The organism is Streptomyces sp. NPDC001002 (assembly GCF_053599215.1).
Genome location: NZ_JBSFLV010000109.1, coordinates 1 through 24,394 on the forward strand (window position 1 = coordinate 1; position 24,394 = coordinate 24,394).

Consider the following 24,394-nt stretch of genomic DNA (forward strand, 5'->3'; position numbering starts at 1 on the left):
ACAAAGTCGCCATGAACCGTGCCTGCTTTCGCCGTCCGGAAGGCTTTCGGCCTCGTCCCATCCTTCTGGGGCTCCGCCCCAGACCCCGCTCCTCAAACGCCGGAGGGGCTGAAATGTGCGGTCAGCTCTTCTTCGGGTGGGGTGTCGAACCGTAGGCCGTCAGGAACTTGTCCCTGAACGCGCTCATCTTCCAGACGGGCGCGTCGTGGGCGGGGCGGAGGCCGTCGGACCAGTTCCAGTCGGCGATCTTGTCGAGGACCTTCGGGTCCTTGGCGACGATGGAGATCGGGACGTCACGGCTGGCGTGGTCGCCGCTGACGCGGGCGATGGGCTGGTGGTCGCCGAGGAAGACCAGGACGGTGTTCTCGTCGCCGTAGCGCTCCATCCACTGGGTGAGCGCGGTCACCGAGTACTGCACCGACTTGCCGTACTCCTCACGGGACTTGGTGGGGTTCGTGAGGACGTCCGAGGCCTTCTTGCCGGCCTTCTGGATCGCGTTGAAGATCGTGCCGTCGCCGAGCTTGTCCCAGTCGACCATCTTCGGGATCGGCGCCCACGGCTGGTGGCTGGAGGTCAGGATGATCTCCGACATCAGCGGCTTGTCCCGCTTCTTGCTGTGCTCCAGCTTCTGGTACGCCTCCAGCGCGTACTGGTCCGGCATCGTCGACCAGCTGAACTTCGGCCCCTTGTAGCCCAGTTGGAAGGCATTGCGCACCGAGTCGAGGCCGTAGTAACTCTGCTCGGGCCACGCCTTCTGCACACCCGGCATGATCCCGACCGTGTCCCAGTCGCCCGTCTTCTGGAACGCCTTGGTGAGACTGAGGTGGTCGCTCGCCATCACCGTGCGGTAGCGCTGCTGGTTGTCGATCCACAGACCGGACATGGTCGTCGAGTGGCCCAGCCAGCTGCTGCCGCCGTACGTCGCCGAGGTCAGCCACCCGCTCTTCGCGTGGAAACCGGCCTTGGCGAGGGCCTTGGTGCTCACGTCGAGCGTCTTGTCCACGCCCGGCGCCATGATCGGGTCCTCGATCGCGCTGCGGCCGTAGCTCTCGATGAAGGTGAAGATCATGTCCTTGCCGCGCAGGTCGGGCACGAGCTGCGCGGGAGGCGTGTTCCCGAACGCGTCGACCTTCGCCACCTTCTGGAACTCCGCCTCGTCCCGCAACGTGTCCTGCACCCGCCGCACCTGGACGCTCAGGGCCTTCGCCTGCCGGTCGGAGGCGATCGGCAGGCCCGCGAGCTGCAGGCTCAGCGCCGAGCAGAGCACCCAGGCGACGGTGGCTATGAGGGTCGCCCGGGTCGCGACCTGCTTGTTGCGGGAGAGCAGGTTGCTGAGCCGGACCATCGCCAGCGCCATCGCGGTGAGCAGCACGACGACCAGGACGACCGCGCCGATGCTCGCGCCGACCGCCACCGCCTTGCCCATCGAGTCCTCGATGTACGCCTGCGCGTCCGGCAGCAACTCCCAGTCCAGCACCAGGTTGAAGCCCCGGCCCAGGTACTCCAGGAAGCCCATGTCCAACAGGTTCACGATCGTCATCGCGCCCAGCAGGACCCCGGACAGCGCGGCCACGATCACCCGCGGCCGACGCGGCAGCGCGAGCGCCACGGCCGCCCCGAGAATCGCCTCCACCGGAATCCGCGTGAACCGGTTGAACTGCAGCGCGTTCACCCGGTTCGGCAGCATGAGAGCCCCGAGGACGAGCACGGCACAGAGGATCGTGATCGTCCACTGGATGGCCCGTACGGCCGTGGGGTGGCGTTCACGGAGGGCGGCGAGCCGCGCCCGCAGCCCCTTCGGCTCAGGCGCGCCGGCCTCCGGTTCGGCCGCGACCTCGACCTCGGGTGACGTGTCCTGCTGCTGACTGAGGCGCGTGAAGACAGGCACCCGAGGGTTCCTTCCGTGCGAGACCTTTGATGCCATCTCGTACGGTGCGGTGTGGGGCGGTGTTCACGGAGGCAGGCAAACACCGGGCAAATGCCCGGTCAACGGTACGGAGAGTGTCTTTTAGGGGCGCGGGGAACTGCGCGACCAGCCCCCACCGGCCGGCAGCCGCCCACGCCCCCCAACCACCCCACCCCTTACGCGCCCCCCACCGCCGTCAGCAGCGCAAGCGGCGCCGCCGCCGAACGAGACTCCCGCACACACGCATGCGGATACGGCACCGGCTCCGAATGCGTATCCCGCCCGTACCCGGCAAGAACCTCCGGCAGCCGATGCCCGGTGGCCGTCGCCGCGTCCACCAACGCATGCGCCACAGACCGAGCCTCGTCATGCAACCCGTACCGCGCCAACCCCAACGTGATCAACGCGTTGTCGTGCGGCCACACAGACCCCCGGTGATACGACAACGGGTGATACGCCGCCTGCCCGGAGGCGAGCGTCCGAACTCCCCACCCGGAGAAGAAGTCCGGCTCCACCAACCGCCGCCCCACAGCCTCCCCGTACTCCTTGTCCAGCAGCCCGGACCAGAGAAGATGACCCGCGTCCGAGGCGAGCGCGTTCACCTGCCGCCCCTCCCCGTCCAGCGCCAGCGCGGGGAAGTTGAGGTCCCGCATCCAGAAGTCCCGTTGGAAACGGTCCCGGAGATCGCCCGCCGCCTGCTCCAGCAGCGCCGCGTACGTCTCGTCGCCCCACACCGTCCGCGCGACCCACGCCGTGCGGCGCAGCGCGTCGTACGCGTAGCCCTGCGCGCCCGCCGCCATCACCGGTCCGCTCGCCCGCGTCCCGTCCGCGGAGCAGATCGCGCCGGGGGAGTCCTTCCAGTTCTGGTTCGCCAGGCCGCCCTGGTCCGCGCGGTAGACGAGGTAGCCGCGTGAGGTGAGGCCGCCGTGGTCCAGCATCCAGCCGATCGCCGCGCGCGCGTGCGGTTCCAGGCGGCGGGCCAAGTCCGCGTCACCTGTCTGTTCGACGTACGCGCCGAGGAGGACGAGGAAGAGCGGAGTCGCATCGACCGAGCCGTAGTAGCGGCCGAACGGCACCTGGCCGAAGTGCGCCAACTCCCCGTGCCGTACCTCGTGCACGATCTTCCCGGGCTGCGACACCGAGGTCGGGCCCGTCTCCGTCGCCTGCGTGGCGGCGAGGGCGGGGAGCGTGGCGGCGGCGAGTTGGGGGCGGTAGGGGAGCGCGAAGAGGGAGGTGAGGAGGGCGTCTCGGCCCAGGAGGGTCAGGAACCACGGGGCTCCTGCGGCGGGAACGCGCAGCTCTTCGCCGTCCGGGCCCGTCGCCGAGACCTGGAGCGACGCCAGGTCGGCCAGGCCGCGTGCGCAGGCCGCCGCCAGCTCCGGCCAGCCGGTCGGGAAGGGCACGCCCTCGACGAACTCGCCCTCCATGGCCAGGAGTTGTTCGTTCATCGCGGCCGGGGACGCCGGTACGCGCCTGGCTCGCTTGTCTCCGTGCGGGCGGGCCATCACCCGTAACGTCAGCTCGGTGGTGCCGTGCGGGGCCAGTTCGAGGGTCCAGACCAGGCGGCGCGCGCCGGTGCCCGTCTCCTCGACGCCGTCCGGGGCCGGCTCCGCCGTCACTGTCGTACACGAGCGCCACTCGCCGCGCTGGTAGCTGAACTCCACGCCGTCGTCGAGGACTTGGCGGGAGCGGGTGGCGCCGATCTTGGTGTAGGTGCGGTGGTCGGAGCGCAGCTCGAACTGGTCGGTGAAGTCGGCGTCCACGGTGATCGCGAGGCGGACCGTGGTGGGGGAGGGGCGGTTGCTGGTCACCCGGAGGGATTCGACGAACGCGCCTTCGCCCACCGCCTGTTCGCGGAAGAGCGTGCACTTGGGCGGCTCCTGTCGGCCGCCGCGCGGGACGAGGACACAGCGCGCCGTGTCCCCGTCCGCGACCGGCGTGAGCGACTCCGGGACCGCGCCGTCGACCGTCAGTTGCCAACGGCTCAGGTGCCTCGCGTCGCGCACGAACAGTCCGTCCGGGGAACCGGCCCCTCGGACGCCGCTGATGTCCCCGCCGTCGCCCACGGCCGCGAACGTACCGCCGTGCACGAGCAGATGATGCCGGTCCGTCATCCCCGTTCCCCTCCCTTGTCCCTCATCTCGAACGTGTCGACGCCCGTGGAGGACACGCCGTGTCCGGGGCGCGTGTGGAGCAGGTCGAGCGCGAGCGCGGCGGTCCAGCCGAAGCCGAGCGCTCCGCAGGCCTCGCCGGTGTACGGGTCGACGTACTCCGCGAAGTCGGTGTCGGCGGCCGTGCGCAGCAGCGCGTCCCGCAGTGAGTCGGCGGCCGCTTGTTCGCCGTGCACCCGCAGGCCGCTCTCCAGCAGCCAGTTGGTGTTGAACCACGCCGGCCCGCGCCAGTAGCGGTGCGGGTCGAAGGCCTCGCCCAGCAGGTCGTAGCTCGGGGCGAGGCGGGTGCTGTCGCCGAGGCCGAAGTGCGGGCCGCGGACGGTGGCGAGGAGTGTGGCGACGACATCCCTCGGGAGGCCGGGCAGGAGGAGCGGGATCAGGCCGGAGACGCTGCGCTCGGGGATCAGGGTGCCGTCACGGTCCCCGTCGCGCAGATCCCGGCACAGGAACATCCCGCTCGCCGGGTCCCACAGGCGGTCCACCAGCGCCGTCGTCAGGCGTTCCGCGCGGGCGTGCCGGGCCGTGCCGGTCGCGCCCAGTTCGCGGGCGATCCTGGCCAGCGCGTGCTCCGAGGCGATGAGCAGGGCGTTGAAGGAGGGGTCCTCCACCGCGAACTCCCCTGCCCCGTCGGCGTATTCGCCGTCCCGGTAGTCCGTCGCCAGGCGCACGTACCGGCCGTAGTCGAGGTCCGTCGGGCGGTCCTCGGCGGCACCGTGGTCGAGGTCGGCGCGGCGGAAGGAGCGGGCCGGGGCCGGGGTGACGCGGGCCAACGGGGCGTCCCAGCAAGGGCTGTTGTCCATACCCTGTTCCCAGGGGTGCACCACGGACGCGAGTCCGCCGCCGCCCAGGTCCCGGCGGTGCAGCAAGTAGCGGTGCCAGGCGGCCAGTCGGGGGTACACCCCGGCGAGGAAGCCACGCGCGCGGGAGAGGCCCGGGTCGGCGCTGTGCACCAGCCACGCGGCCAGCGCGTGGACCGGTGGCTGCACGATGCCGGAGGTCTGTACGGTGCGCGGGGCGCCCGCCGCGTGCCCCGCGGTCGAGGAGCGCCAGAAGTCGGGGCTCGGGAAGTACGCGTCGAGCGGGACGGAGGGGTTGAAGACGATGTGCGGGACACGCCCGTCCGCCCACTGGGCGCTCAGCAGCGTCTCCAGCTCCGTCTGGGCCCGTAACGGCGACAGGTGCCGCAGGCCGATCGCGATGAACGCCGAGTCCCACGACCACTGGTGCGGATACAGGCTGCGCGAGGGGACCGTGGACGTGCCCGTCCAGTTGGCCTCCAGCACCCGCGCGGCCCTGCGGTGCAGCGAATCCGGCATCGGGGGCGGATCGTGCGGATCGTATACAAGCGTGCCCTCGGTGGGGCGGACGGTGAGTTGGGCAGTGCGATCCACTCGGGGCTCCCCGAAAGACGTTCGGCAGACCGGTTCGGTCTTGGCTACCGTAGGGTTACGTCTATTTAACACGCAAAACTCAATATGTAATGCAGGGTTGAGAAACACAAGGGGGTGCGCATGACCGCTCGGGACCAGATTCGGGGTCAGCATCGGGGTCAGGCTCGCGCCGGCGATCTGCTCGAACTGGTGCGGAGCGGGCGGGCGACCACCCGCGGTGCCCTCCAGCAGGCCACCGGGCTCTCCCGCGCCACCGTCGGCCAGCGCCTGGACCGGCTCTTCCGCGCCGGCTGGCTGCGCGAGGGCGCCGGCGGCCCGGTCGACTCGCCCCTGGGCGGGCGCCCCTCCATCACCCTGGAGTTCGACGACGAGCACGCCGTCGTCCTCGCCGCCGACCTCGACACCCGCCATGCCCGCGCCGCCCTGCTCACCCTGACCGGCGAGATCCTCGCCGAGAGGGCCGGGACCCTGGTCGTCGAGGACGGTCCGGACGTGGTCCTCGGCGCGCTCGGCGGGTGGTTCGCCGAACTGCTGGAGAAGGTGGACCGGCCCGCGCGGTCGGTCTGCGGTATCGGGCTCGCGGTGCCTGGACCCGTCGACAGCGAGACCGGCCGGGTCGTGCAGCCGCCGATCATGCCGGGCTGGGACGGTTACGACATACGGGGTCGGCTGTCCCGAGCCTTCGCCGAGCACACGGGCGGTCCGGCCGGCGTCCCCGTGCTCGTCGACAACGACGCGAACCTCATGGCGTACGGCGAACAGCGCACCGGCTACCCCGACTGCTCGGCCTTCGTCCTGGTCAAGGTCTCCACCGGCATCGGCGCCGGGGTCGTCGTGGACGGCTCCGTCTTCCGGGGCATCGACGGCGGCGCCGGGGACATCGGGCACATCCGGGTGGGCGCCGAGGCACTGTGCCGGTGCGGGTCCTACGGCTGTCTCGCCGCCGTCGCCAGCGGGTGGGCCGTGGCCCGCCGGCTCAGGGAGGGCGGGGTCGAGGCCGCGTCCGGCTCGGACGTGCGGGAGCTGCTGGCCGCCGGGCACCCGGAGGCGATCGGGCTCGCGCGGGAGGCCGGGCGGCAGGTCGGGGACGTACTCGCGACGGTGGTGACCCTGCTGAATCCGGGTGTGCTGATGATCGCCGGGGATCTGGCCGGAACTCCCTTCCTCACGGGGGTGCGCGAGCTGCTGTACCAGCGGGCGCTGTCGCGCTCGACGGCCCGGCTGGAGATCGTCACCTCGCGGCTCGGTGAGCGGGCCGGGCTGGTGGGGGCGGGTGCGCTGGTCGTGGAGCATCTGTATGCGCCGGAGCGGGTGGAGGAGCGGTTGCGGGCGCTGGGCGTCTGACGGTGTGTGACGGGTGCGTTTCGCTCCCGAGACGCGTCCGCATGGTGAAATCCGGGCGGCTGTGGCAGCGTGATTCTCGCCACCTTTGATAGGGGTGGCGCTCAGGTGAGCGGATCTTGGCTCGGCTGCACTTCTCCAAGGGGTGGCACTGAGTGCCACCCCTTGATCGTTCATCGATCGAAATCAGGCGTGCCGAGAGCCGCTCATGTGAGCGGAAATGCCGGTGTTCGGACGGTGACCCGTTCAAGAAGTGAAAACATCAGCTGCTCTGCGCTTGCCAAGCTTTGACTTTCGATCCGGTGGCGGACGACCGGTTACAGGCGCATGACGCGCAAGTGGACGTACCCAGGCGCCTTCGATCTGGGTAAGTTCCTGGCTGTCAGGGCAGCCACCCGCGTCCCGAGGAGTCGAGACCCGTGTCGGAAAACAAAGATCCCCACGTAACGAAGTTCGTTTACGACTTCACCGAGGGAAACAAGGACCTCAAGGACCTGCTGGGTGGCAAGGGTGCGAACCTCGCCGAGATGACCAACCTCGGTCTCCCCGTTCCCCCCGGGTTCACCATCACGACGGACGCCTGCAAGGTCTACCTCGACAGCGGGGACGAGCCGGCGGCACTGCGTGACGAGGTGAGTGCGCACCTCGACGCTCTTGAGGCGCGGATGGGCAAGAAGCTCGGCCAGGCCGACGACCCGCTGCTGGTGTCGGTCCGGTCCGGGGCGAAGTTCTCCATGCCCGGCATGATGGACACCGTCCTGAACATCGGGCTCTCCGACAAGTCCGTGCAGGGCCTGGCCAAGCAGGCCGGCGACGACCGCTTCGCGTGGGACTCCTACCGCCGCCTCATCCAGATGTTCGGCAAGACCGTCCTCGGCGTCGAAGGCGACCTCTTCGAGGAGGCGCTGGAGAAGGCCAAGGAGACCAAGAAGGTCGCGGTCGACACCGAGCTGGAGGCCGCGGACCTGAAGAAGCTGGTCACCGCCTTCAAGAAGATCGTCAAGAAGGAGGCGGGCCGGGACTTCCCGCAGGACCCGCGCGAGCAGATGGACCTCGCCATCCACGCGGTCTTCGACTCCTGGAACACCGACCGCGCCAAGCTCTACCGCCGCCAGGAGCGCATCCCCGGCGACCTCGGCACGGCGGTCAACGTCTGCTCGATGGTCTTCGGCAACCTGGGCCCCGACTCCGGCACGGGCGTCGCCTTCACCCGCGACCCCGCCAGCGGCCACCAGGGCGTCTACGGCGACTACCTCCAGAACGCCCAGGGCGAGGACGTCGTCGCGGGCATCCGCAACACCGTCCCGCTCGCGGAGCTGGAGACGATCGACAAGACCTCGTACGACCAGCTGATGCAGATCATGAAGACGCTGGAGAACCACTACAAGGACCTCTGCGACATCGAGTTCACCATCGAGCGCGGGCAGCTGTGGATGCTCCAGACGCGCGTCGGCAAGCGCACGGCGGGCGCCGCCTTCCGGATCGCCACGCAGCTCGTCGATCAGGGCCTGATCGACGAGACCGAGGCCCTCCAGCGGGTCACCGGCGCCCAGCTCGCCCAGCTGATGTTCCCGCGCTTCGACGAGCACGCGAAGGCCGCGCAGGTCGGCCGGGGCATCGCGGCCTCGCCGGGCGCGGCGGTCGGCAAGGCGGTCTTCGATTCGTATACGGCCGTCAAGTGGTCCCGCTCGGGCGAGAAGGTCATCCTGGTCCGCCGCGAGACCAACCCCGACGACCTGGACGGCATGATCGCGGCCGAGGGCATCCTCACCTCGCGCGGCGGCAAGACCTCCCACGCGGCCGTGGTCGCGCGCGGCATGGGCAAGACCTGTGTCTGCGGCGCCGAGGAGCTGGAGGTCGACACCAAGCGCCGGCGGATGACGGTGCCGGGCGGGCATGTGGTGGAGGAGGGCGACCTGCTCTCGATCGACGGGTCGAGCGGCAAGGTGTACCTCGGCGAGGTACCGGTGGTCCCCTCTCCCGTCGTGGAGTACTTCGAGGGCCGGATGCACGCGGGCGCCAACGACGCCGACGAACTGGTCGAGGCGGTCCACCGGATCATGGCCTTCGCCGACCGCAAGCGTCGCCTCCGGGTCCGCGCGAACGCGGACAACGCCGAGGACGCGCTGCGCGCCCGCCGCTTCGGGGCGCAGGGCATCGGACTGTGCCGTACCGAGCACATGTTCCTGGGCGACCGGCGGGAGTTGGTGGAGCGGCTGATCCTGGCGGACACGGACGAGGAGCGCGAGGAGTCCCTCAAGCAGCTTCTCCCGCTGCAGAAGCAGGACTTCGTCGAGCTGTTCTCCGCGATGGACGGCCTCCCGGTGACGGTCCGGCTCCTGGACCCGCCGCTGCACGAATTCCTGCCGGACATCACGGAGTTGTCGGTACGGGTCGCCCTCGCCGAGTCCCGCAAGGACCCGCACGAGAACGAACTCCGCCTGCTCCAGGCGGTCCACCGCCTGCACGAGCAGAACCCGATGCTGGGGCTGAGGGGTGTACGCCTGGGTCTGGTCATCCCGGGCCTGTTCACCATGCAGGTGCGCGCGATCGCGGAGGCCGCCGCCGAGCGCAAGAACGCCAAGGGCGACCCGCGCGCCGAGGTCATGATCCCGCTCGTCGGCACCGTCCAGGAGCTGGAGATCGTCCGCGAGGAGGCCGACCAGGTCATCGCGGAGGTGGAGGCGGCGACGGGCACGGACCTGAAGCTGTCGATCGGCACGATGATCGAGCTGCCGCGCGCCGCGCTGACGGCGGGGCAGATCGCGGAGGCGGCGGAGTTCTTCTCGTTCGGCACGAACGACCTCACCCAGACGGTGTGGGGCTTCAGCCGCGACGACGTCGAGGCGAGCTTCTTCACCGCCTACCTGGAGAAGGGCATCTTCGGCGTCTCCCCCTTCGAGACGATCGACCGCGACGGCGTCGGCTCCCTGGTCAGGTCCGCCGTGGAGGCCGGCCGCGCCACCCGCCCCGACCTCAAGCTCGGCGTCTGCGGCGAACACGGCGGCGACCCCGAGTCCGTCCACTTCTTCCACGAGGTCGGCCTGGACTACGTCTCCTGCTCGCCGTTCCGGATCCCGGTGGCACGGCTGGAGGCGGGACGGGCGGCGACCCAGTCGACGGGAAGCGATCACCGGTGACGCCGGCGAACGCCGTTGCGACAGCCGGGCGTTGACGTCCGACAGCCCGTACGGCCACTGAACGCCGGAGCCGTCGCCTGTCCCCGACCCTCAACCGATGGGCGGCGGTTCCGGATCACGAAGGAGGGGCGGGACCCTGTGCGGGGGTGCCGCCCCTCCGGTCGTTCGGCCTCCGGCGGCAGGTGCTCAGGCCGTCGCCCCGCTGTCCACCACCAGGTCCGTGCCGACCACCGAGGACGCGTCGTCCGAGGCCAAGTAGAGGACGGCGGCGGCGACTTCGGCGGTCTCCGAGATACGGCCCAGGGGGAGGGTGGCCCTGGCGCGCTCGGCCCGGTCTGCCTCCGTCTCGCCGGGGCGGAAGGACATGGGGGTGGCGGTGGCACCGGGACTGACCGCGTTGATACGGACGCCCTCGCCGATGTGATCGAGGGCCGCGCCCCTGGTGAGGACGGAGACGGCGGCCTTGGTGGCGGAGTAGGCGGCGGTGCCGGGGCGGCGGGCGTGGACGCCGAAGATCGAGGCGATGTTCACGATCGCGCCGCCGGACGGCTGGGTCCGCATCTGCCGGATCTCCGCCCGCAACGCCAGGAACATACCGGTGACGTTGGCGTCGAGCTGCTCCTGCCAGTCCTCCTCGGACAGGTCGGCCAGCGGGCCGCCGCCCCGGTAGATCCCCGCGTTGTTGACGGCCGCGTCGAGGGAGCCGAAGCGGTCGACGGCGGCGCGGACCAGCGCCTCGGTGTCGGGCGCGTTCGATACGTCGGCGGTCACCGCGAGGCCCTTGCCGCCGGCCGCTTCGATCAACCGGACGGTCTCGTCGAGGGGTTCGCGGCGCCGCCCGGCCACGACGACGTTCGCTCCCTCGGCGCTGAATGCGAGGGCGATGCTGCGGCCGATTCCGGAGCCGGCGCCGGTGACGAGGGCCGTCCGGCCGGTGAAGCGGGCTGCCCTGCCGGTGAGTTGGGCCGTCTTGGCGGTGAGGCGGGTGGTGGTCATGATCTCCCCTGTTTTTGACCGATCGGTTCAGTATGCGAGCGCAAAAAAGAGCCCCTCCGAGCAAGGGGCCGGTGGCGTGGGTCAGTCCAGCAACCGCAGCGCCTGCTCCGCCGCGTCCCGCACCCGCGCCGGGTCCGCCGATGCCTTGCCGACCACCCGGAGCCCCTGCATCAGCACCAGCAGCATGCGGGCGAGGGTGAGCGGGTCGCGGTCGGCGGGCAGTTCGTCCTGGGCCTGGGCGCGGACGAGTGCCGAGTGCAGTACGGTCTCCAGCTGGTCCCAGTTGCGCTCGACGCGCCGGGTCGCGGCCGGGTCGTGCGGGGCGAGTTCGGCCGCCGTGTTGGTCACCAGGCAGCCGTTCAGGCGCAGTTGCTCGTCGGCGGCCTCCGACGCGTACCGCCGTACGACCGCTCGTACGGCCGGCAGCGCTGGGCCCGGCTGGGACAACTCCCGCACGATCGGCGGGAGTCCGGCCCGGTCGTAGCGGTCCAGCGCCTTCAGGTACAGCTCGTGCTTGCTGCCGAAGGTGGCGTAGAGGCTGGCCCGTCCGATGCCCAGGTGCTCCACCAGGTCGGCCATCGACGTGGCCTCGTAGCCGCGCCGCCAGAACAGTTCGAGGGCGGACTGGAGTGCGGTGTCCGGGTCGAATTCCTTGGTTCTGGGCATGAGGTGGAGCGTAGAACTTTTCGGAACGATCGGTCAAGAAAAGTGGTCGGCCTCCCTCGGTATCGGTCGGCTGTCCAGGTAGAACCACTCGGCCGTGGGGCCGGGTCGGTCCGCGGGAGGTTCCGACGCGGTGGATGTCGGCTTCGCCGGGCCCGGCATGAGGAGTTCCACCCGCAGTCCCTTGCCGCGCTGCTGGGTGACGAACTCCTCGACCTGCGTCCGGCAGGCGTGGTCGAGGTGGGTGACCCCGGTGAGGTCGAGGCGGATACGCGGTCTGCCGGCGTGCGCGGCGGCCTCCAGGGCCTCGATGACCTGGGGGAGGCGCAGGAAGGTGGCGTTCCCGGCCATGACCACCTTCGCGGTGTCGTCCTCGGTGTGCTGCCGGATGACGGTCTTCGACATGCGTACGGCGGCCAGGACGATGCCCGCGGCCAGTCCGACCAGGACGCCCTCCAGGAGCGCCGTCGCCACGATCACCAGCGTGGTGACGGCCATGACCGCGAACTCGCCCCGGTCCTGCCGCCACATCTTCGGGAACTCCTCCGGCGCGAACAGCTTCCAGCCGCTGTGCACGAGCACGCCCGCCAGCACCGAGACGGGGATCAGCGCCAGCACCTGGGGGAGCAGGAGCGCGAATGCCAGCAGCCACAGGCCGTGCAGCGTGCGCGAGAGGCGGGTCCTCGCGCCCGCCTGGACGTTCGCCGAACTGCGCGCCACCACCGCGGTGATGGGGAGCGCGCCGAGGAGTCCCGCGACCGTGTTGCCCGCGCCCTGCGCGATGAGTTCGGGGTTGTAGCGAGTGCGCGGGCCGTCGTGCATACGGTCCACGGCTGCCGCGGTGAACAGGGACTCGGCGGAGGCGATCACCGTGAAGGTGAGGATCGCGGTGATGACCCCGGCGTTCGCCAGACCCGCGAACTGCGCGGGGCCGGGTACGTCGACCGAGGCCAGCAGGTTGCCGACCTGGAGGGTACGCACCTCCACGCCCGGGAGCGCGGCGACCGCGATGCCGATGCCCACGGCGACCAGGGCCGCCGGGACCTTCCTGACCGGGCCCGGCACCTTCTTCCACAGGAAGCTCAACACGACCGTGGTGATGCCGAGTCCGGCCGCGATCAGCGCCTGCGGGTCGGCGGCCGTGTCCACGAGCAGGCCCGGGAAGCCGGCCATGTTCTCCAGCGGAGTGCCGGGGGCCTTGGCGTCGGCCGCCGGGTACGCCTGACTGAACATCAGCGGCAGCCCGATGCCCGCGAGCATGCCTTGCACGACCGCGAGGGAGATCGCCTGGAAGAACCGGCCCAGCCGCAGCAGTCCGAGTGCGATCTGGAGCAGGCCCGAGAAGAGCACGATCACGCCGAGCATCGCCACGCCGTACTCCAGCACGGTCTCCGCCACCAGTGCGGCGAGACCGGCGGCGGGGCCGCTGACCTGGAGCGTGCTGCCGCGGGCCGCGCCGACCACGAGCCCGCCGATCACCCCGGAGATGATGCCCAGTTCCGCCGGCACACCGGAGGCCACGGCGACGCCGATGCAGAGGGGGAGGGCGACGAGGAAGACGACGAGGGAGGCGGTGATCTCGGTGGCGAGGTCGGGTTTCGCGGTGGGAGAGGAGGGTGGTTCGTTCGGCATCGGAGGTGGTGGTGAGGGTGGGGTGCTGGGCGGTTCAGCTGCCCAATTGCCGGTGTCCGCCCATGTGCTGGAGCTCGCCCAGGAGTCGCGCCCGGTCGGTGGGCCTAGCCCCTGCCGAGCCGGCGGAGCCACCCGCGCATGCCTGCCGTGCGTGCCGGTCATGCCGCGTGCACCCGGAACAGGCCGTCCTCGTCGTCCAGTTCGTGCACCTGGCCGGTGTCCACTTCGTAGTACCAGCCGTGCAGGCGCAGTTCGCCCGCGGTCAGGCGCCGTCGTGCGGCGGGGTAACTCCGCAGTGCCGCCAGCTGGTTGACGACGTTGAGCTGGGCGATGTCCGGCAGGGACGGGTCCTCGATCGTGCCGTCGAGGACGGGCGCGAGGTGCGGCCGGGCCAGTCGCAGCCAGGCGTCCACGCCCGGGAGCGCGGACAGGTCGTCGCCTGACTTCAGGGCGCCCATCGCACCGCAGTGGGAATGGCCGCAGACCACGATGTCCTGAACGCCGAGCACCTCCAGCGCGTACTCGACGGTGGCTGCCTCGCCCGAGGCGCCGTGCTGTCCGTAGGACGGGACGATATTGCCCGCGTTCCGCAGCTCGAATATCTCACCGGGCCGTGCGCCCGTGATCAGTGCGGGTATCACCCGTGAGTCCGAGCAGGTGATGAACAAAGCCTCGGGATATTGCCCTTCGGCCAGTTTCCGGTATTCGCCGCTTTCGAAGTCGACGTGCCGCTTGAATGCGCGGGCGCGGTCCAGCAGTGCCTTCACGGTTCCTCCCGATGGACGCCTCTGACCTGGGTGATCAGGTGGTTTCACGCTAGCGGGGCCCAGGCCAGGCGAAGGTTAGAGGAACACTAAATCCCCGACAGCTGCGGGACATTTCTTGTCCGGCCGCGCCTCTTCCTGAGCCGCTTCTCACACTTTCCCGATCCGCTCTTACGCGATATCGAACGCTCTTGTAGCGTGACGGACCGCGGAATGCGCGAATTCGGTTCGCCGGAGAACACGGGAGAGACGGGAACGCATGGGCGTACGAGCGCTGCTCATCGAGGACGACGACACGATCGCCGAACCGCTCGTCGAGGGACTCGGCCACTTCGGTCTGGTCGTCGACCATGTCCGCACCGGCGCCGAGGGGTTGAGAGGGCCGTACGGCGATGTCGTCCTGCTCGACCTGGGGTTGCCGGACCTGGACGGCATCGACGTCTGCCGAGGCATCCGGCAGCACTCCGAGGTCCCCATCATCATCCTCAGCGCACGGGGCGAGGAGGCCGACCGCGTCCTCGGCCTCGAACTGGGCGCCGACGACTATCTCGCCAAGCCCTTCAGCATGCGGGAGCTGGTGGCCCGGGTGCGCGCGGTCACGAGGAGGTCCCAACGGGGCCTGGGCGGCGGTGAGTTCGCCGTACCACCGCAGCAGTCCTACGGCGCCGGCGCGTACGTCCCCGCCGCCGCGCCGGCGTCCCCGCCCGAGTCCCCCGACACCGGCCCCCTCGTCGTGGACCGGCGCACCCGGCAGGTGTGGGTCGGCGAGGCGGCCGTGGTGCTGACGCCGAAGGAGTTCGAGCTGCTCGCGCTGCTGACCGAGGACCCGGGGGCGGTGTACTCGCGGCAGCAGATCCTCGACCGGGTGTGGGATCCGTTCTACGAGGGGCCGACCAAGACACTGGACGTCCATGTGGCCACGCTCCGCCGCAAGTTGGGGAACCCGGCGTGGATCCAGACACTGCGCGGCGTCGGCTTCCGGCTGGCGGTGCACACGCAACCGCCCTCCCCCCGGCCGTCGTTCACCCCACCGGCGCCCGCTCACGCGCCGTACGCCCAACCCCCGTCCCCGCAACCGGCGTACGAGCACCCCGCGCCCGAGCACCCGGCGGTCTGGCAATGACCCGCCGGCTGCTGCTCAGCTACCTCACGCTCGCCGCCCTGGTCCTGCTCTGCCTGGAACTCCCGCTCGGCTACCTCTACTCGCGCGGGGAGCGGGAGCGGGTGATCAACGCGGCCAAGGACGAGGCGGAGTCGGTGTCGGCGTTCGCGTCGCTGTCCCTCGACGCGGGCCGTGCCGCGCGGGACCTGCCGGAGCGTGCGGCCCACTGCGCCGAGCGGTTCGGCGGCGAGGTGCTCATCGTCGACCGGGAGGGCGGGTTGCTGGCCACCTCGCATCGCCTGACCGGCGAGGAGGAGCGCGCCCTCGCCTCCTGGCCGGGCATCGCCGCCGCGCTGCGGGGGACCGCGACGGAGGACGTCCGCACCTCCACCATCGGCGGGGTGCAGTACCTCGCGGTGGCCGCCCCGGTGCGGCACGGCGCCGAGCAGCAGGGGGCCGTCCGGATCACCGTACCGACCCGGATGGTGCACGAACGGGTGCACCACATCTGGCTGTTGCTGGCCCTGGGCGGGCTCGGGGTGCTCGCGGCGGTCGCCGTCGTCGGGTTCGCCATCGCCCGCTGGACCGGCCGCCCCATCCGCGAACTGGAGCGGGCCACACACGAGTTGGCGGCGGGCGGCGCAGCCTCCCCGGTGACGGTCACCGCCGGCCCGCCGGAAGTACGCAGCCTCGCCGCCGCGTTCAACCGCACCGCCGCTCGCCTGGAACACCTCCTGGCCTCCCAACGGGCCTTCGCCGGCGAGGCGTCCCACCAACTGAAGACCCCGCTCGCGGCGCTGCGGCTGCGCCTGGAGAACCTGGAGAGCGACATCACGCTCCAGGCCAGGGGCACCCTCGCTGCCGCGATGACCGAGACCGACCGGCTGGCCCGGATGGTCGAGGGGCTGCTCGCCATGGCCCGGCTCGACGAGAGCGCGGGCGTGCCGGAGGCGGCCGACCTCGATGGGGTGTGCGCGGAACGTCATCATGCCTGGACCCCGCTCTTCGAACAGCGGGGCGTGCGGCTCGCGTTGGCCGGTGACTACGCCGGTGAGGTGCTCGCGCTGCCCGGAGCGGTCGAGCAGATTCTGGACAACCTGCTCTCCAACGCCCTGCGCGTGGCCCCCGTCGGCTCCACGGTCTCCGTGGACCTGCGCCGCCCCACACCCCACGAACGCCGCTTCCCGCACCGCCCGTTCACCCCGCCCCTGGCCGAACTCCACGTCATGGACGAGGGCCCCGGCATGACGGAGGACCAACGCCGTCGAGCCTTCGACCGCTTCTGGCGGGCCCCCGACGCGCCGAAGGGCGGTACCGGGCTGGGGCTCGCCCTGGTGCAGCGGCTGGCCCACGCGAGCGGCGGGGAGGCACGGTTGGGGGTGGCGCCGCTCGGAGGGCTCGACGCCGTGGTCCGGCTTCCGTCGGCACCGGACCATCGGCATCGATCATGGGCAGACGGGTTCGGCCGGGACCGCCACGAGCTGGCTCCTGCGCTCTTCCACGCTGAGATCGCTGCCGCCGAGCATCCGGCACAGGGCGTTGATCCATTCGTCGGGCCGTAGCCTCAGGGGATGGACGACGTCGGAGTGGCCGGCCCGTGCCACCACCTGCCCCGGCCGGGCGACCTGTTGGATGCCCTCGTCGACCTCCCGGACCTCGACCTTCACCACGTCCGCCTCGCCAGGACCGACAGGCAGCTCCACCACATACACGTCGTGCGTCCCCCGTATCGGGGGGAGCGCCGACCTCGGCAAGTCTCGGAGAATACAGGTCAGTTGACCTGATGGATCAGATGACGAGGGCGCCTTCTACGAGGCCCGCACCTCGTACGTGGCCACCCCCACCGACTCGTCGTCCAAGCACCGCCCGCTCACCAGGTCGAACCGCTGCTTCAGCAGGGGGGACGCGACGAACGGGCGGTTCTCGTGGGTGCCCGTCAGGCCTCGGGAGAGGACCGCCGCGCCGTTGAACGGGTCGCGGTTGTCGATCGCGTACAGGGTGCCGTTGCGGTCGCGGAACAGGGCCACCTGGCGGCCGTCGGGGAGGAGGGCCGCCACGCCGCGGCCCGGGGTGAGGGCGGTGAGGTCGCAGATCGTGAACCAGTCGGTGTCCAGCCGGAGTTGGACCTTCAGGTCGGTCGTCTCGGGTGCCAGGGTCATCGCTGGGTGCTTCCTTCCAGGGGACGGTGGCCGATGGTGAGCAGCGGCAGGTCGGGCTTGATCTGGTCGCGCTCGGGGATGAAGCCGACGACCGGGTCGGGGGTGTCGGGGGCGTTCACGAAGGACACGAACCGGCCCAGCTTCTCGGGGTCGTTGATCGTCGTCGCCCACTCGTCGGCGTAGTTCGCCACGTGGGCGGTCATGAGGGACTCCAGCTCCTCGCAGATGCCCAGCGAGTCCTCCACGACCACCTCGCGGATGTGGTCCAGGCCGCCGGGGATCCGCTCCAGCCACACGCTCGTGCGCTCCAGGCGGTCGGCGGTGCGGATGTAGAACATCAGGAAACGGTCGATCAGGCGGATCAGCTCGGCGTCGGTCAAGTCCTGTGCCAGCAGGTCCGCGTGGCGCGGGGTCGCACCGCCGTTGCCGCCCACGTAGAGGTTCCAGCCGCTCGCGGTGGCGATCACGCCGAAGTCCTTCGACTGGGCCTCCGCGCACTCGCGGGCGCAGCCGGAGACCGCCGACTTGAGCTTGTGCGGGGAGCGCAGGCCCCGGTAGCGCAGTTCCAGGTCGATCGCCATCCGGACCGAGTCCTGGACGCCGTATCGGCACCACGTCTGGCCGACGCAGGACTTCACCGTGCGCAGGGCCTTTCCGTACGCGTGGCCCGACTCGAAGCCCGCGTCCACCAACCTCGCCCAGATCAGCGGGAGTTGTTCGACCCGGGCGCCGAACAGGTCGATCCTCTGCCCGCCGGTGATCTTCGTGTAGAGCCCGAAGTCCCGGGCCACCTCGCCGATCACGATGAGCTTCTCGGGGGTGATCTCGCCGCCGGGGATGCGCGGTACGACCGAATACGAGCCGTTCTTCTGGAGGTTGGCGAGAAAGTGGTCGTTGCTGTCCTGGAGGGCCGCCTGTTCGCCGTCCAGGACGTAGCCGCTCGCGCCGATCGTCGGGGCGAGGGACGCGATGATCGAGGCGACGGTCGGCTTGCAGACCTCGCAGCCGTCGCCGCCCCGGGCGCCCTCACGGCCGTAGCGGTCGAGCAGGTCCTGGTAGGAGTTGAGGCGCAGGGCGAGGACGATCTCGTAGAGCTCCTCGCGGGTCTGGGCGAAGCAGCCGCACAGGCCCTTGTCGACCTCGACGCCGCTCGCCTCCAGTTCGGCGGTGACGAGCTGGCCGAGCACCTTGACGCAACTCCCGCAGCCCGTACCGGCCTTGGTGCACTTCTTCACCTCCGGCACGGTCGTGCAGGAGTGGTCCGTCACCGCGCCCCGGATCGTGCCCTTGGAGACGTTGTGGCAGGAGCAGACGATCGCCTCGTCCGGCAGTGCGGACGGGCCGAGTTGGACCGACTCACCGGCGCCGGCCGGCAGCACCAGTGACTCGGGGGCGACCGGCGGGACCGAGCCGGTGAACGCGCGCAGGGTGCCGTACGCGTCCGCGTCGCCGATCAGGATGCCGCCGAGCAGCGTGCCGTCCCGGGCGATGACCAGCTTCTTGTACAGGCCCGCGCGGGCGTCGGAGTACACGACGTCCAGACAGTCCTCGGCGGTGCCGTGCGCGTCACCGAACGACGCCACGTCCACGCCGAGCAGCTTCAGCTTGGTCGACAAGTCCGCGCCGGTGAACGCCGATTCGTCCCGCGCGATGGTCGCCGCGACCGTCTCCGCCTGCTCGTAACCCGGCGCCACCAGGCCGTACACCCGGCCGTCCGCGGCCAGCGCGCACTCGCCGATCGCGAACACCTGCGGGTCGGCGACCGTACGGCACTGCTCGTCGACCGTGATGCCACCGCGCTCGCCGACCGTCAGACCGCAGTCCCGGGCGAGCTGGTCGCGGGGCCGGACGCCCGCGCTGAACACCACCAGGTCCGCGGCGAGTTCGGAACCGTCCGACAGTTTCATCCCGGTGACCGCGCCGTCCGCACCGGTCACGATCTCCTGCGTACCCACACCCGTGTGGACGGTCAGGCCCATGTCCTCGATGGTGCGCAGGAGCGCGGCGCCGCCGCCCTCGTCGACCTGCACCGGCATCAGGCGCGGCGCGAACTCCACGATGTGGCTGGTGAGTCCGAGCCCCTTCAGCGCGCCCGCGGCCTCCAGGCCGAGCAGACCGCCGCCGACCACCGCACCGGTCGTCGCCCTCGACTTCGCGTACGCCTCGATCGCGAGCAGGTCCTCGATCGTCCGGTAGACGAAGCAACCCTCGGCGTCCTTGCCGGGGACGGGCGGCACGAACGGATACGAGCCGGTGGCCAGGACGAGGGTGTCGTACTCAACTGTCAGCCCTGAGCGGGCGGTTACCGTCCTCGTCGCCCGGTCGATCGTCTCCGCGGGGTCGTCGACGTACAGCTCGATCCCGTGCTGCTCGATGAACTCCGCGTCCGTGAGCGAGAGTTCCTCGGGCGTGCGGCCCGAGAAGTACGAGGTGAGCTGGACGCGGTCGTACGCCGGACGCGGTTCCTCGCACAGCACGACCACGCGGTGCGTGGCGGTCAGGCCGCGCTCGGCGAGCGCTTCGAGGAAGCGCTGACCGACCATGCCATGGCCGACCAGCACGATGGTGGGCACCACACGCGGATTCGAGGTCATGCCCAGGAGCCTGCGACGCCGGTGTTACCCGACCGCATCACACCTGTTTCCCGCGAGGAACGCTGCCCTCAGCGGGGGCGGGGGGAGGGTGTGAGGGTTCGGGGGATGGGGTGGGGGCGTGCTGTGAGGCGGGTACGGGGCGCCGGGGTGGGGCTGGCCGAACCCCCGGGTTCCGTGCTCGCACCCTCGCCCGCGGCCGGGGCGGCGGCGAGGCTTGTGCCATGACCACCACCCGCGAGATCCCGCCCCGCGCCACCGCCGACCACACCCTCGCCCTCACCCGCGCCCGTCGCATCGCCCGCGAGCCCTTCACCGTCGGTACCTGGCGCCGTTTCGCATACGGAGTGGTGGCCCTGCCGGTGGGCCTGGCGAGCATCCCGCTCGCCCTGGTCGGGGCACCGGCGGGGCGGTGGCAGCGGGGGGTGATGCGGTGGGTGCTGGGGGAGGACGCGGAGGGGACCTTGAGCGATGTGCAGGGCGGAGCCAGGAGCGGGCTCGTCCACGCCCTCGTCGCACTCCCGCTGAACCTGCTCACCCTCTTCGTCACCGTCTACGGCTGGCTCATCGTCCCCATGAACCTCGGCTGGCCCCTGCGCGCAGGCGACGACTACTCCACGGCGTGGGGCGGCCCCACCTTCGCCGGCGCGTGGGCCCTCCACGCCCTCCTCGGCGGGGTCGGCTTCCTGCTGCTCATGCCGTGGATCGGACGCGGCCTGACCGCCCTCCAGCTCCGGCTCGCCCACCGCTTCCTCGCCTAGGTTGAACGCCGTGAACCGCCCTAACGACCGCCTTTACGACCGCTTCTCCGACCGCCTCCGCTCCCTCCGCACCGGCTCCCTCCACCTCCACGCCCTCCGCCCCCGCACCCTCGCCTCCCTCGCCGCCGCCACCTTCGGCCCCCGCGCCCTGGCCGCCGTCCTCTACGGCGTCATCGCCTTCCCGCTCGCGCTGGTCGGCTTCGTGCTGACGCTGTTCGGGCTCGCGGTGGGCGGGGTGTTGTCGGTGACGACGTTGGGGCTGTGGCTGGTGGCCGGGACCGTGCGGGGTGCGCTGGCGCTGGGGGCGGTGCAGCGGGGCCTTGCCCGGCGGCTGCTCGGGGTGGAGATCGAGGAGCCGCCGGTACCGCGTGGCGGCGGGGTGTTCGCGTGGCGCCGGGCGCTGCTGGGGGAGCGGTCGGGCTGGCGGGCCGTCGGCTGCGCCCTGTTGACTCCGTTCACAGGCGTTTTGGCGTACGTCGCCGTCGTCATCGGATATGTCTACGGCGTCCTGCTCACACTCCACCCGGTCCTGAGCCGCCTGAACTACAACACCGTCCACCACCCCGACGGCACCGTGACCCACGTATCGCTGGAGTTCTTCGGTTACCAGGTCGACAGCTGGCCGCGCTGGTTGATTCCGTTCACACTCGGTCTGCTGTTGCTCGCCGTCGCCCCGCACCTTCTGCGACACGCGCTCACACCGCACCGCGCCCTGTTGACCGTGCTCCTCGGCACCGACGCCGCCGACCGCCGCATCCGCACCCTGGAGGAGACCCGCGCCCAGGCCGTCGACGACGCCGCCGCGACCCTGCGCCGCATCGAACGCGACCTGCACGACGGCACCCAGGCCCGCCTGGTCGGCCTCGCCATGCACCTCACCATCATTCGCGAACTGATCAACGCCGACGCGGCCCCTGACCGCGTCCTCACCGTCGTCGACACCGCGCAGGGCAACGCGACCCAGGCCATCGCCGACCTGCGCCATCTGGTCAAGGGCATCCATCCCCCCGTACTCGACCAGGGCCTCCCGGCGGCCCTCGCCGGCCTCGTCGCCGACAGCGCCCTCCCCGCCGCCCTCACCACCGACATCCCCGCCCGCCCCACCCCCGCCATCGAGTCCATCGCCTACTTCTGCGCCGCCGAACTCCTCACCAACGCCGCCAAACACAGCAACGCGGACGCGGTCGACGTCACCGTCACCGCCCGCGACGGACTGCTGCGCCTGCGCGTCACCGACGACGGCCGGGGCGGCGCGGTGATCGGCGCCGGCTCCGGACTCACCGGCCTGCTCGCCCGCGTCCGTACCGTCGACGGCACGCTGACCTGCGACAGCCCACCCGGAGGGCCTACGGTGGTCACCGTCGAACTGCCCATGTGAGCCGAGCGAGCCGGGTCGCCAAGGTGAGTCGAGTCGCCAAGGTGAGTCGAGTCGCCCTGTGAGTCGAGCGGCCGTGCGGGTCGGGCCGCCCATGTGACGGGAGTGGAATGCGCGTCGTCATCGCCGAGGACTCGGCCCTGCTGCGCGACGGATTGGCGCAGCTGCTGGAGCTGCGCGGGGTCGAGGTGGCCGCGGCCGTCGGAGACGCCGAGACCCTTCTCGTCGCGGTCGCCGAACACGCCCCCGACGTCGCCGTCGTCGACATCCGGCTCCCGCCCACCCAGACCGACGAGGGCGTACGAGCCGCCGTACGCATCCGAACGGAGCGCCCCGGCACGGGAGTTCTCCTCTTCTCCCAGTACGTGGAGACGGCACACGCGACCCAACTGCTCGCGAATCCCGCCGGGTTCGGATACCTCCTCAAGGAACGGGTCGCCGACATCGGGGAGTTCGTCGACGCCTTGGAACGCATCAAGGCCGGCGGCACCGCGCTGGACCCTGAGGTCGTCGCCCAGCTCTTCGGCGCGAGCCGCCGCACGACGGCCCTGGACACGCTCACCCCACGCGAGCGCGAGGTCCTCGCCCTGATGGCGGAGGGCCGCACCAACCACGCCGTCGCCACGACCCTCACGGTCTCCGAACGCGCCGTCGAGAAACACGTGGCCAACATCTTCACCAAGCTCGACCTGCCGCCGTCGGACACGGGGCATCGGCGGGTGCTGGCGGTGTTGCGGTACCTGGAGAGCACGTCATGAGGGCGTGACCGCCTCACCGGGCATGCCTGGATGCCTGGATACCTGGATACAGGCACCGGCCCCCGGCGATCTACTGGCGGCCGCCGCTCAGATGCGCGAACACGACCACGTTGCCCTGATACCCCGTACTCCGCGAGTACCCGCCCCCGCAGGTGATGACCCGCAGCTCGGGCCGCGCGGCGGCGCCGTACACCTTCTCGTCGGGGAAGTTCTTCGCCTCGTAGACCTCGACGGCGTCCACCGTGAACACGGCCACGCCGCCGTCCCGCCGGTCCACCTCGATGCTGCTGCCCTTCTTCAGGGCGCCGAGGTCGTAGAAGACGGCGGGGCCGTCGGCGTTGTCGACGTGGCCGGCGACGATGGCCGTACCGCGCTCACCGGGGGTCGTGCCGGCCTCGTACCAACCGGCGAGATTCGGCTTCTCGGCAGGCGGTACGTCGAGGCTGCCGGTCGGGGTGAGGGCGAGGCCCATGAGTGGGGCGTTCACGCGGATCGACGGGATGCGGATGCGGTCGGGCGGGGAGGGCGGCAGCGCGGGCGCGGCGGGTCGTTCGCCCTGCTGACCGGTGCGGGCGGTGTGCGCCTGCGCGGCCGACGGCTGCGGCGGCGCGTGGGTGTCACTACCGCTGCCGAGCAGCCACGCGCCCGTGCAGAGCGCGACCACGGTGACGGTCCCTATGAGGGCGTTGCTGAGCTTGCGCACGCGAGCCTCCTGCCTGCCGGAGCGGCCTCCTGGCTTGGTGGGGACCCCGGTCCCCCTCCGGGCCGCGAGGGGCGTCGGACCCGGAGGGGGAGGGACTTGCGGTACCGGCGGACGGACAGCGGAGGGTGTCCGTCAGATCCCGTCGCCTCTCGCCCGGCGATGCAGGAGCCAGGTACCGCCCGCGGCGGCGACGGCGAGAGCCGCCACGCCGGCCGCGGTCTGCACGGGATCGGGGCCCAGTGCGCCGCCGACCCCCGTCTTGACGCTTCCTCTCGGGTGCACCCCGCGGACCGGGGTCAGCGTGACCACCAGGTCGCCCGAGACATGCCGCCCGCCCTCGGCACACTCCGCGACGATCTCGTACGTCCCCTGCTGCGCGCTCGGCGGCACTCTGAACTGCCCGATCGCGTCGCCCTCGTGCGTGCTCGGCGCCAGCGTGAAGGCACCGGCGCCCACCGCGCTGGCGTCACCCGTCGCCGTACCGCCCTCGCCGCAGGCCGCGGTGTTGACGGTGACCTGATCGCCCGGCACGACCGAGGAGGGGTACACCTCCAGGCTGCCGCCGTCGGCGCCGTGGGCCGGCGCGGCGACGAGGCCGGCGGCCGCGACGGCGAGCGCGGTACCGGTCAGCAGACGGGCGGTACGTCGCATCGGTGCTCCCTAGAGCTTCTTCGGTGTCCCCTGCCCTTCCGAGGTAAGTGCCAGCGGGCCGAGCGCGCTTCCTGAGGGTGTGTCAGAAATGCGGTGAATGGGTGGTGGGGAGGTGTAAATCACCCCTCGCTGTCCGGCATTTCAGCAGGTCACCGACGTAGCGCGGGGCCGGGACGGAAGAGAACCCGAAGAGCGCAGAGCGAGCGTGTGAACGGGTGACCCACCCCCTCGCCACCTCCACGACCACGCCCGCTTGACCTCAACAAAGATTGAGGTACGAGGCTCTCCCC

18 protein-coding genes are annotated in these 24,394 nt (G+C 71.1%); 7 read left to right on the forward strand and 11 right to left on the reverse strand.

The genetic code is table 11. The features are described from left to right. Nucleotides 1-121: 121 nt before the first annotated feature. The 3 genes from ACWDR3_RS35105 to ACWDR3_RS35115 form a co-directional block, all read right to left on the reverse strand. Nucleotides 122-1,888, reverse strand: a complete 1,767-nt coding sequence (locus ACWDR3_RS35105) for a CDP-alcohol phosphatidyltransferase (protein WP_450356615.1) — start codon at nt 1,886-1,888, stop codon at nt 122-124. 194 nt (nt 1,889-2,082) lie between these two features. Further along, complete coding sequence (locus ACWDR3_RS35110) at nt 2,083-4,020, reverse strand: amylo-alpha-1,6-glucosidase (protein WP_450356616.1); 1,938 nt, start codon at nt 4,018-4,020, stop codon at nt 2,083-2,085. After that, complete coding sequence (locus tag ACWDR3_RS35115; RefSeq protein ID WP_450356617.1) at nt 4,017-5,468, reverse strand: MGH1-like glycoside hydrolase domain-containing protein; 1,452 nt, start codon at nt 5,466-5,468, stop codon at nt 4,017-4,019. Before ACWDR3_RS35115 ends, ACWDR3_RS35110 begins: the two co-directional genes overlap by 4 nt. A 120-nt stretch (nt 5,469-5,588) precedes the next feature. On the opposite strand from ACWDR3_RS35115, the gene ACWDR3_RS35120 reads away from it, so the two are divergent. Together ACWDR3_RS35120 and ppdK are read left to right on the forward strand one after the other, a co-directional pair. Continuing rightward, nucleotides 5,589-6,812, forward strand: coding sequence for an ROK family protein (locus ACWDR3_RS35120; RefSeq protein ID WP_450356618.1), 1,224 nt, complete (start codon nt 5,589-5,591; stop codon nt 6,810-6,812). 416 nt (nt 6,813-7,228) lie between these two features. Beyond that, nucleotides 7,229-9,949, forward strand: coding sequence for a pyruvate, phosphate dikinase (ppdK, locus tag ACWDR3_RS35125; RefSeq protein ID WP_450356619.1), 2,721 nt, complete (start codon nt 7,229-7,231; stop codon nt 9,947-9,949). 186 nt (nt 9,950-10,135) lie between these two features. On the opposite strand, the gene ACWDR3_RS35130 is transcribed toward ppdK, so the two are convergent. From ACWDR3_RS35130 to ACWDR3_RS35145, 4 genes are all read right to left on the reverse strand, one after another. Beyond that, nucleotides 10,136-10,945, reverse strand: a complete 810-nt coding sequence (locus ACWDR3_RS35130) for an SDR family NAD(P)-dependent oxidoreductase (protein ID WP_450356620.1) — start codon at nt 10,943-10,945, stop codon at nt 10,136-10,138. An 81-nt stretch (nt 10,946-11,026) separates the two neighbouring features. Continuing rightward, complete coding sequence (locus ACWDR3_RS35135) at nt 11,027-11,611, reverse strand: TetR/AcrR family transcriptional regulator (protein WP_450356621.1); 585 nt, start codon at nt 11,609-11,611, stop codon at nt 11,027-11,029. 33 nt (nt 11,612-11,644) lie between these two features. After that, entirely contained in the window at nt 11,645-13,240 is a 1,596-nt protein-coding gene (locus ACWDR3_RS35140; RefSeq protein WP_450356622.1) for a SulP family inorganic anion transporter, read from the reverse strand. A 158-nt stretch (nt 13,241-13,398) separates the two neighbouring features. Continuing rightward, the gene (locus ACWDR3_RS35145) at nt 13,399-14,007 is read right to left on the reverse strand and encodes a carbonic anhydrase (RefSeq protein ID WP_450356623.1); all 609 of its coding nucleotides are present in this window, start codon (nt 14,005-14,007) and stop codon (nt 13,399-13,401) included. Between the two features lie 256 nt (nt 14,008-14,263). On the opposite strand from ACWDR3_RS35145, the gene ACWDR3_RS35150 reads away from it, so the two are divergent. Both ACWDR3_RS35150 and ACWDR3_RS35155 read left to right on the forward strand, forming a co-directional pair. Next, nucleotides 14,264-15,127 (forward strand): response regulator transcription factor, encoded by an 864-nt coding sequence (locus ACWDR3_RS35150; protein WP_450356624.1) that lies wholly within the window; start codon nt 14,264-14,266, stop codon nt 15,125-15,127. Then, nucleotides 15,124-16,668, forward strand: a complete 1,545-nt coding sequence (locus ACWDR3_RS35155; protein WP_450356625.1) for an ATP-binding protein — start codon at nt 15,124-15,126, stop codon at nt 16,666-16,668. The genes ACWDR3_RS35150 and ACWDR3_RS35155 overlap by 4 nt, the downstream gene beginning before the upstream one ends. Before the next feature lie 246 nt (nt 16,669-16,914). Here ACWDR3_RS35155 and nirD read toward each other — a convergent pair whose 3' ends face one another. Together nirD and nirB are read right to left on the reverse strand one after the other, a co-directional pair. After that, complete coding sequence (gene nirD / locus ACWDR3_RS35160) at nt 16,915-17,265, reverse strand: nitrite reductase small subunit NirD (RefSeq protein WP_450356626.1); 351 nt, start codon at nt 17,263-17,265, stop codon at nt 16,915-16,917. Beyond that, on the reverse strand, nt 17,262-19,859 hold the full coding sequence (gene nirB / locus ACWDR3_RS35165) for a nitrite reductase large subunit NirB (protein WP_450356627.1): 2,598 nt from the start codon (nt 19,857-19,859) through the stop codon (nt 17,262-17,264). Before nirB ends, nirD begins: the two co-directional genes overlap by 4 nt. Nucleotides 19,860-20,080: 221 nt before the next feature. Here nirB and ACWDR3_RS35170 point away from each other — a divergent pair, with 221 nt between their 5' ends. The 3 genes from ACWDR3_RS35170 (at nt 20,081) to ACWDR3_RS35180 (ending at nt 22,750) form a co-directional block, all read left to right on the forward strand. After that, nucleotides 20,081-20,617, forward strand: coding sequence for a hypothetical protein (locus tag ACWDR3_RS35170; RefSeq protein ID WP_450356628.1), 537 nt, complete (start codon nt 20,081-20,083; stop codon nt 20,615-20,617). Between the two features lie 10 nt (nt 20,618-20,627). Then, nucleotides 20,628-21,995: a sensor histidine kinase gene (locus ACWDR3_RS35175; protein WP_450356629.1), complete on the forward strand. Its 1,368-nt coding sequence runs from the start codon at nt 20,628-20,630 to the stop codon at nt 21,993-21,995. A 107-nt stretch (nt 21,996-22,102) separates the two neighbouring features. Further along, complete coding sequence (locus ACWDR3_RS35180) at nt 22,103-22,750, forward strand: LuxR C-terminal-related transcriptional regulator (RefSeq protein WP_401729897.1); 648 nt, start codon at nt 22,103-22,105, stop codon at nt 22,748-22,750. Nucleotides 22,751-22,820: 70 nt separating this feature from the next. Here the strand turns inward: ACWDR3_RS35180 and ACWDR3_RS35185 are convergent, their stop codons facing one another. Together ACWDR3_RS35185 and ACWDR3_RS35190 are read right to left on the reverse strand one after the other, a co-directional pair. Then, nucleotides 22,821-23,453, reverse strand: coding sequence for a class F sortase (locus ACWDR3_RS35185; RefSeq protein WP_450356630.1), 633 nt, complete (start codon nt 23,451-23,453; stop codon nt 22,821-22,823). A 132-nt stretch (nt 23,454-23,585) separates the two neighbouring features. Beyond that, nucleotides 23,586-24,104 carry a hypothetical protein gene (locus ACWDR3_RS35190; protein WP_450356631.1) on the reverse strand — a complete coding sequence of 173 codons (519 nt, stop codon included), beginning with the start codon at nt 24,102-24,104 and terminating at the stop codon, nt 23,586-23,588. Nucleotides 24,105-24,394 lie beyond the last annotated feature (290 nt).

Bases quoted from the DNA above. Each gene is read 5' to 3' on its own strand.
- ACWDR3_RS35170 (WP_450356628.1), top strand. From the start codon at position 20,081: ATGACCACCACCCGCGAGATCCCGCCCCGCGCCACCGCCGACCACACC.
- ACWDR3_RS35180 (WP_401729897.1), top strand. From the start codon at position 22,103: ATGCGCGTCGTCATCGCCGAGGACTCGGCCCTGCTGCGCGACGGATTG.
- ACWDR3_RS35150 (WP_450356624.1), top strand. From the start codon at position 14,264: ATGGGCGTACGAGCGCTGCTCATCGAGGACGACGACACGATCGCCGAA.
- ACWDR3_RS35120 (WP_450356618.1), top strand. From the start codon at position 5,589: ATGACCGCTCGGGACCAGATTCGGGGTCAGCATCGGGGTCAGGCTCGC.
- nirB (WP_450356627.1), bottom strand. From the start codon at position 19,859: ATGACCTCGAATCCGCGTGTGGTGCCCACCATCGTGCTGGTCGGCCAT.
- ACWDR3_RS35155 (WP_450356625.1), top strand. From the start codon at position 15,124: ATGACCCGCCGGCTGCTGCTCAGCTACCTCACGCTCGCCGCCCTGGTC.
- ACWDR3_RS35130 (WP_450356620.1), bottom strand. From the start codon at position 10,945: ATGACCACCACCCGCCTCACCGCCAAGACGGCCCAACTCACCGGCAGG.
- ACWDR3_RS35110 (WP_450356616.1), bottom strand. From the start codon at position 4,020: ATGACGGACCGGCATCATCTGCTCGTGCACGGCGGTACGTTCGCGGCC.
- ACWDR3_RS35190 (WP_450356631.1), bottom strand. From the start codon at position 24,104: ATGCGACGTACCGCCCGTCTGCTGACCGGTACCGCGCTCGCCGTCGCG.
- nirD (WP_450356626.1), bottom strand. From the start codon at position 17,265: ATGACCCTGGCACCCGAGACGACCGACCTGAAGGTCCAACTCCGGCTG.
- ACWDR3_RS35140 (WP_450356622.1), bottom strand. From the start codon at position 13,240: ATGCCGAACGAACCACCCTCCTCTCCCACCGCGAAACCCGACCTCGCC.
- ACWDR3_RS35135 (WP_450356621.1), bottom strand. From the start codon at position 11,611: ATGCCCAGAACCAAGGAATTCGACCCGGACACCGCACTCCAGTCCGCC.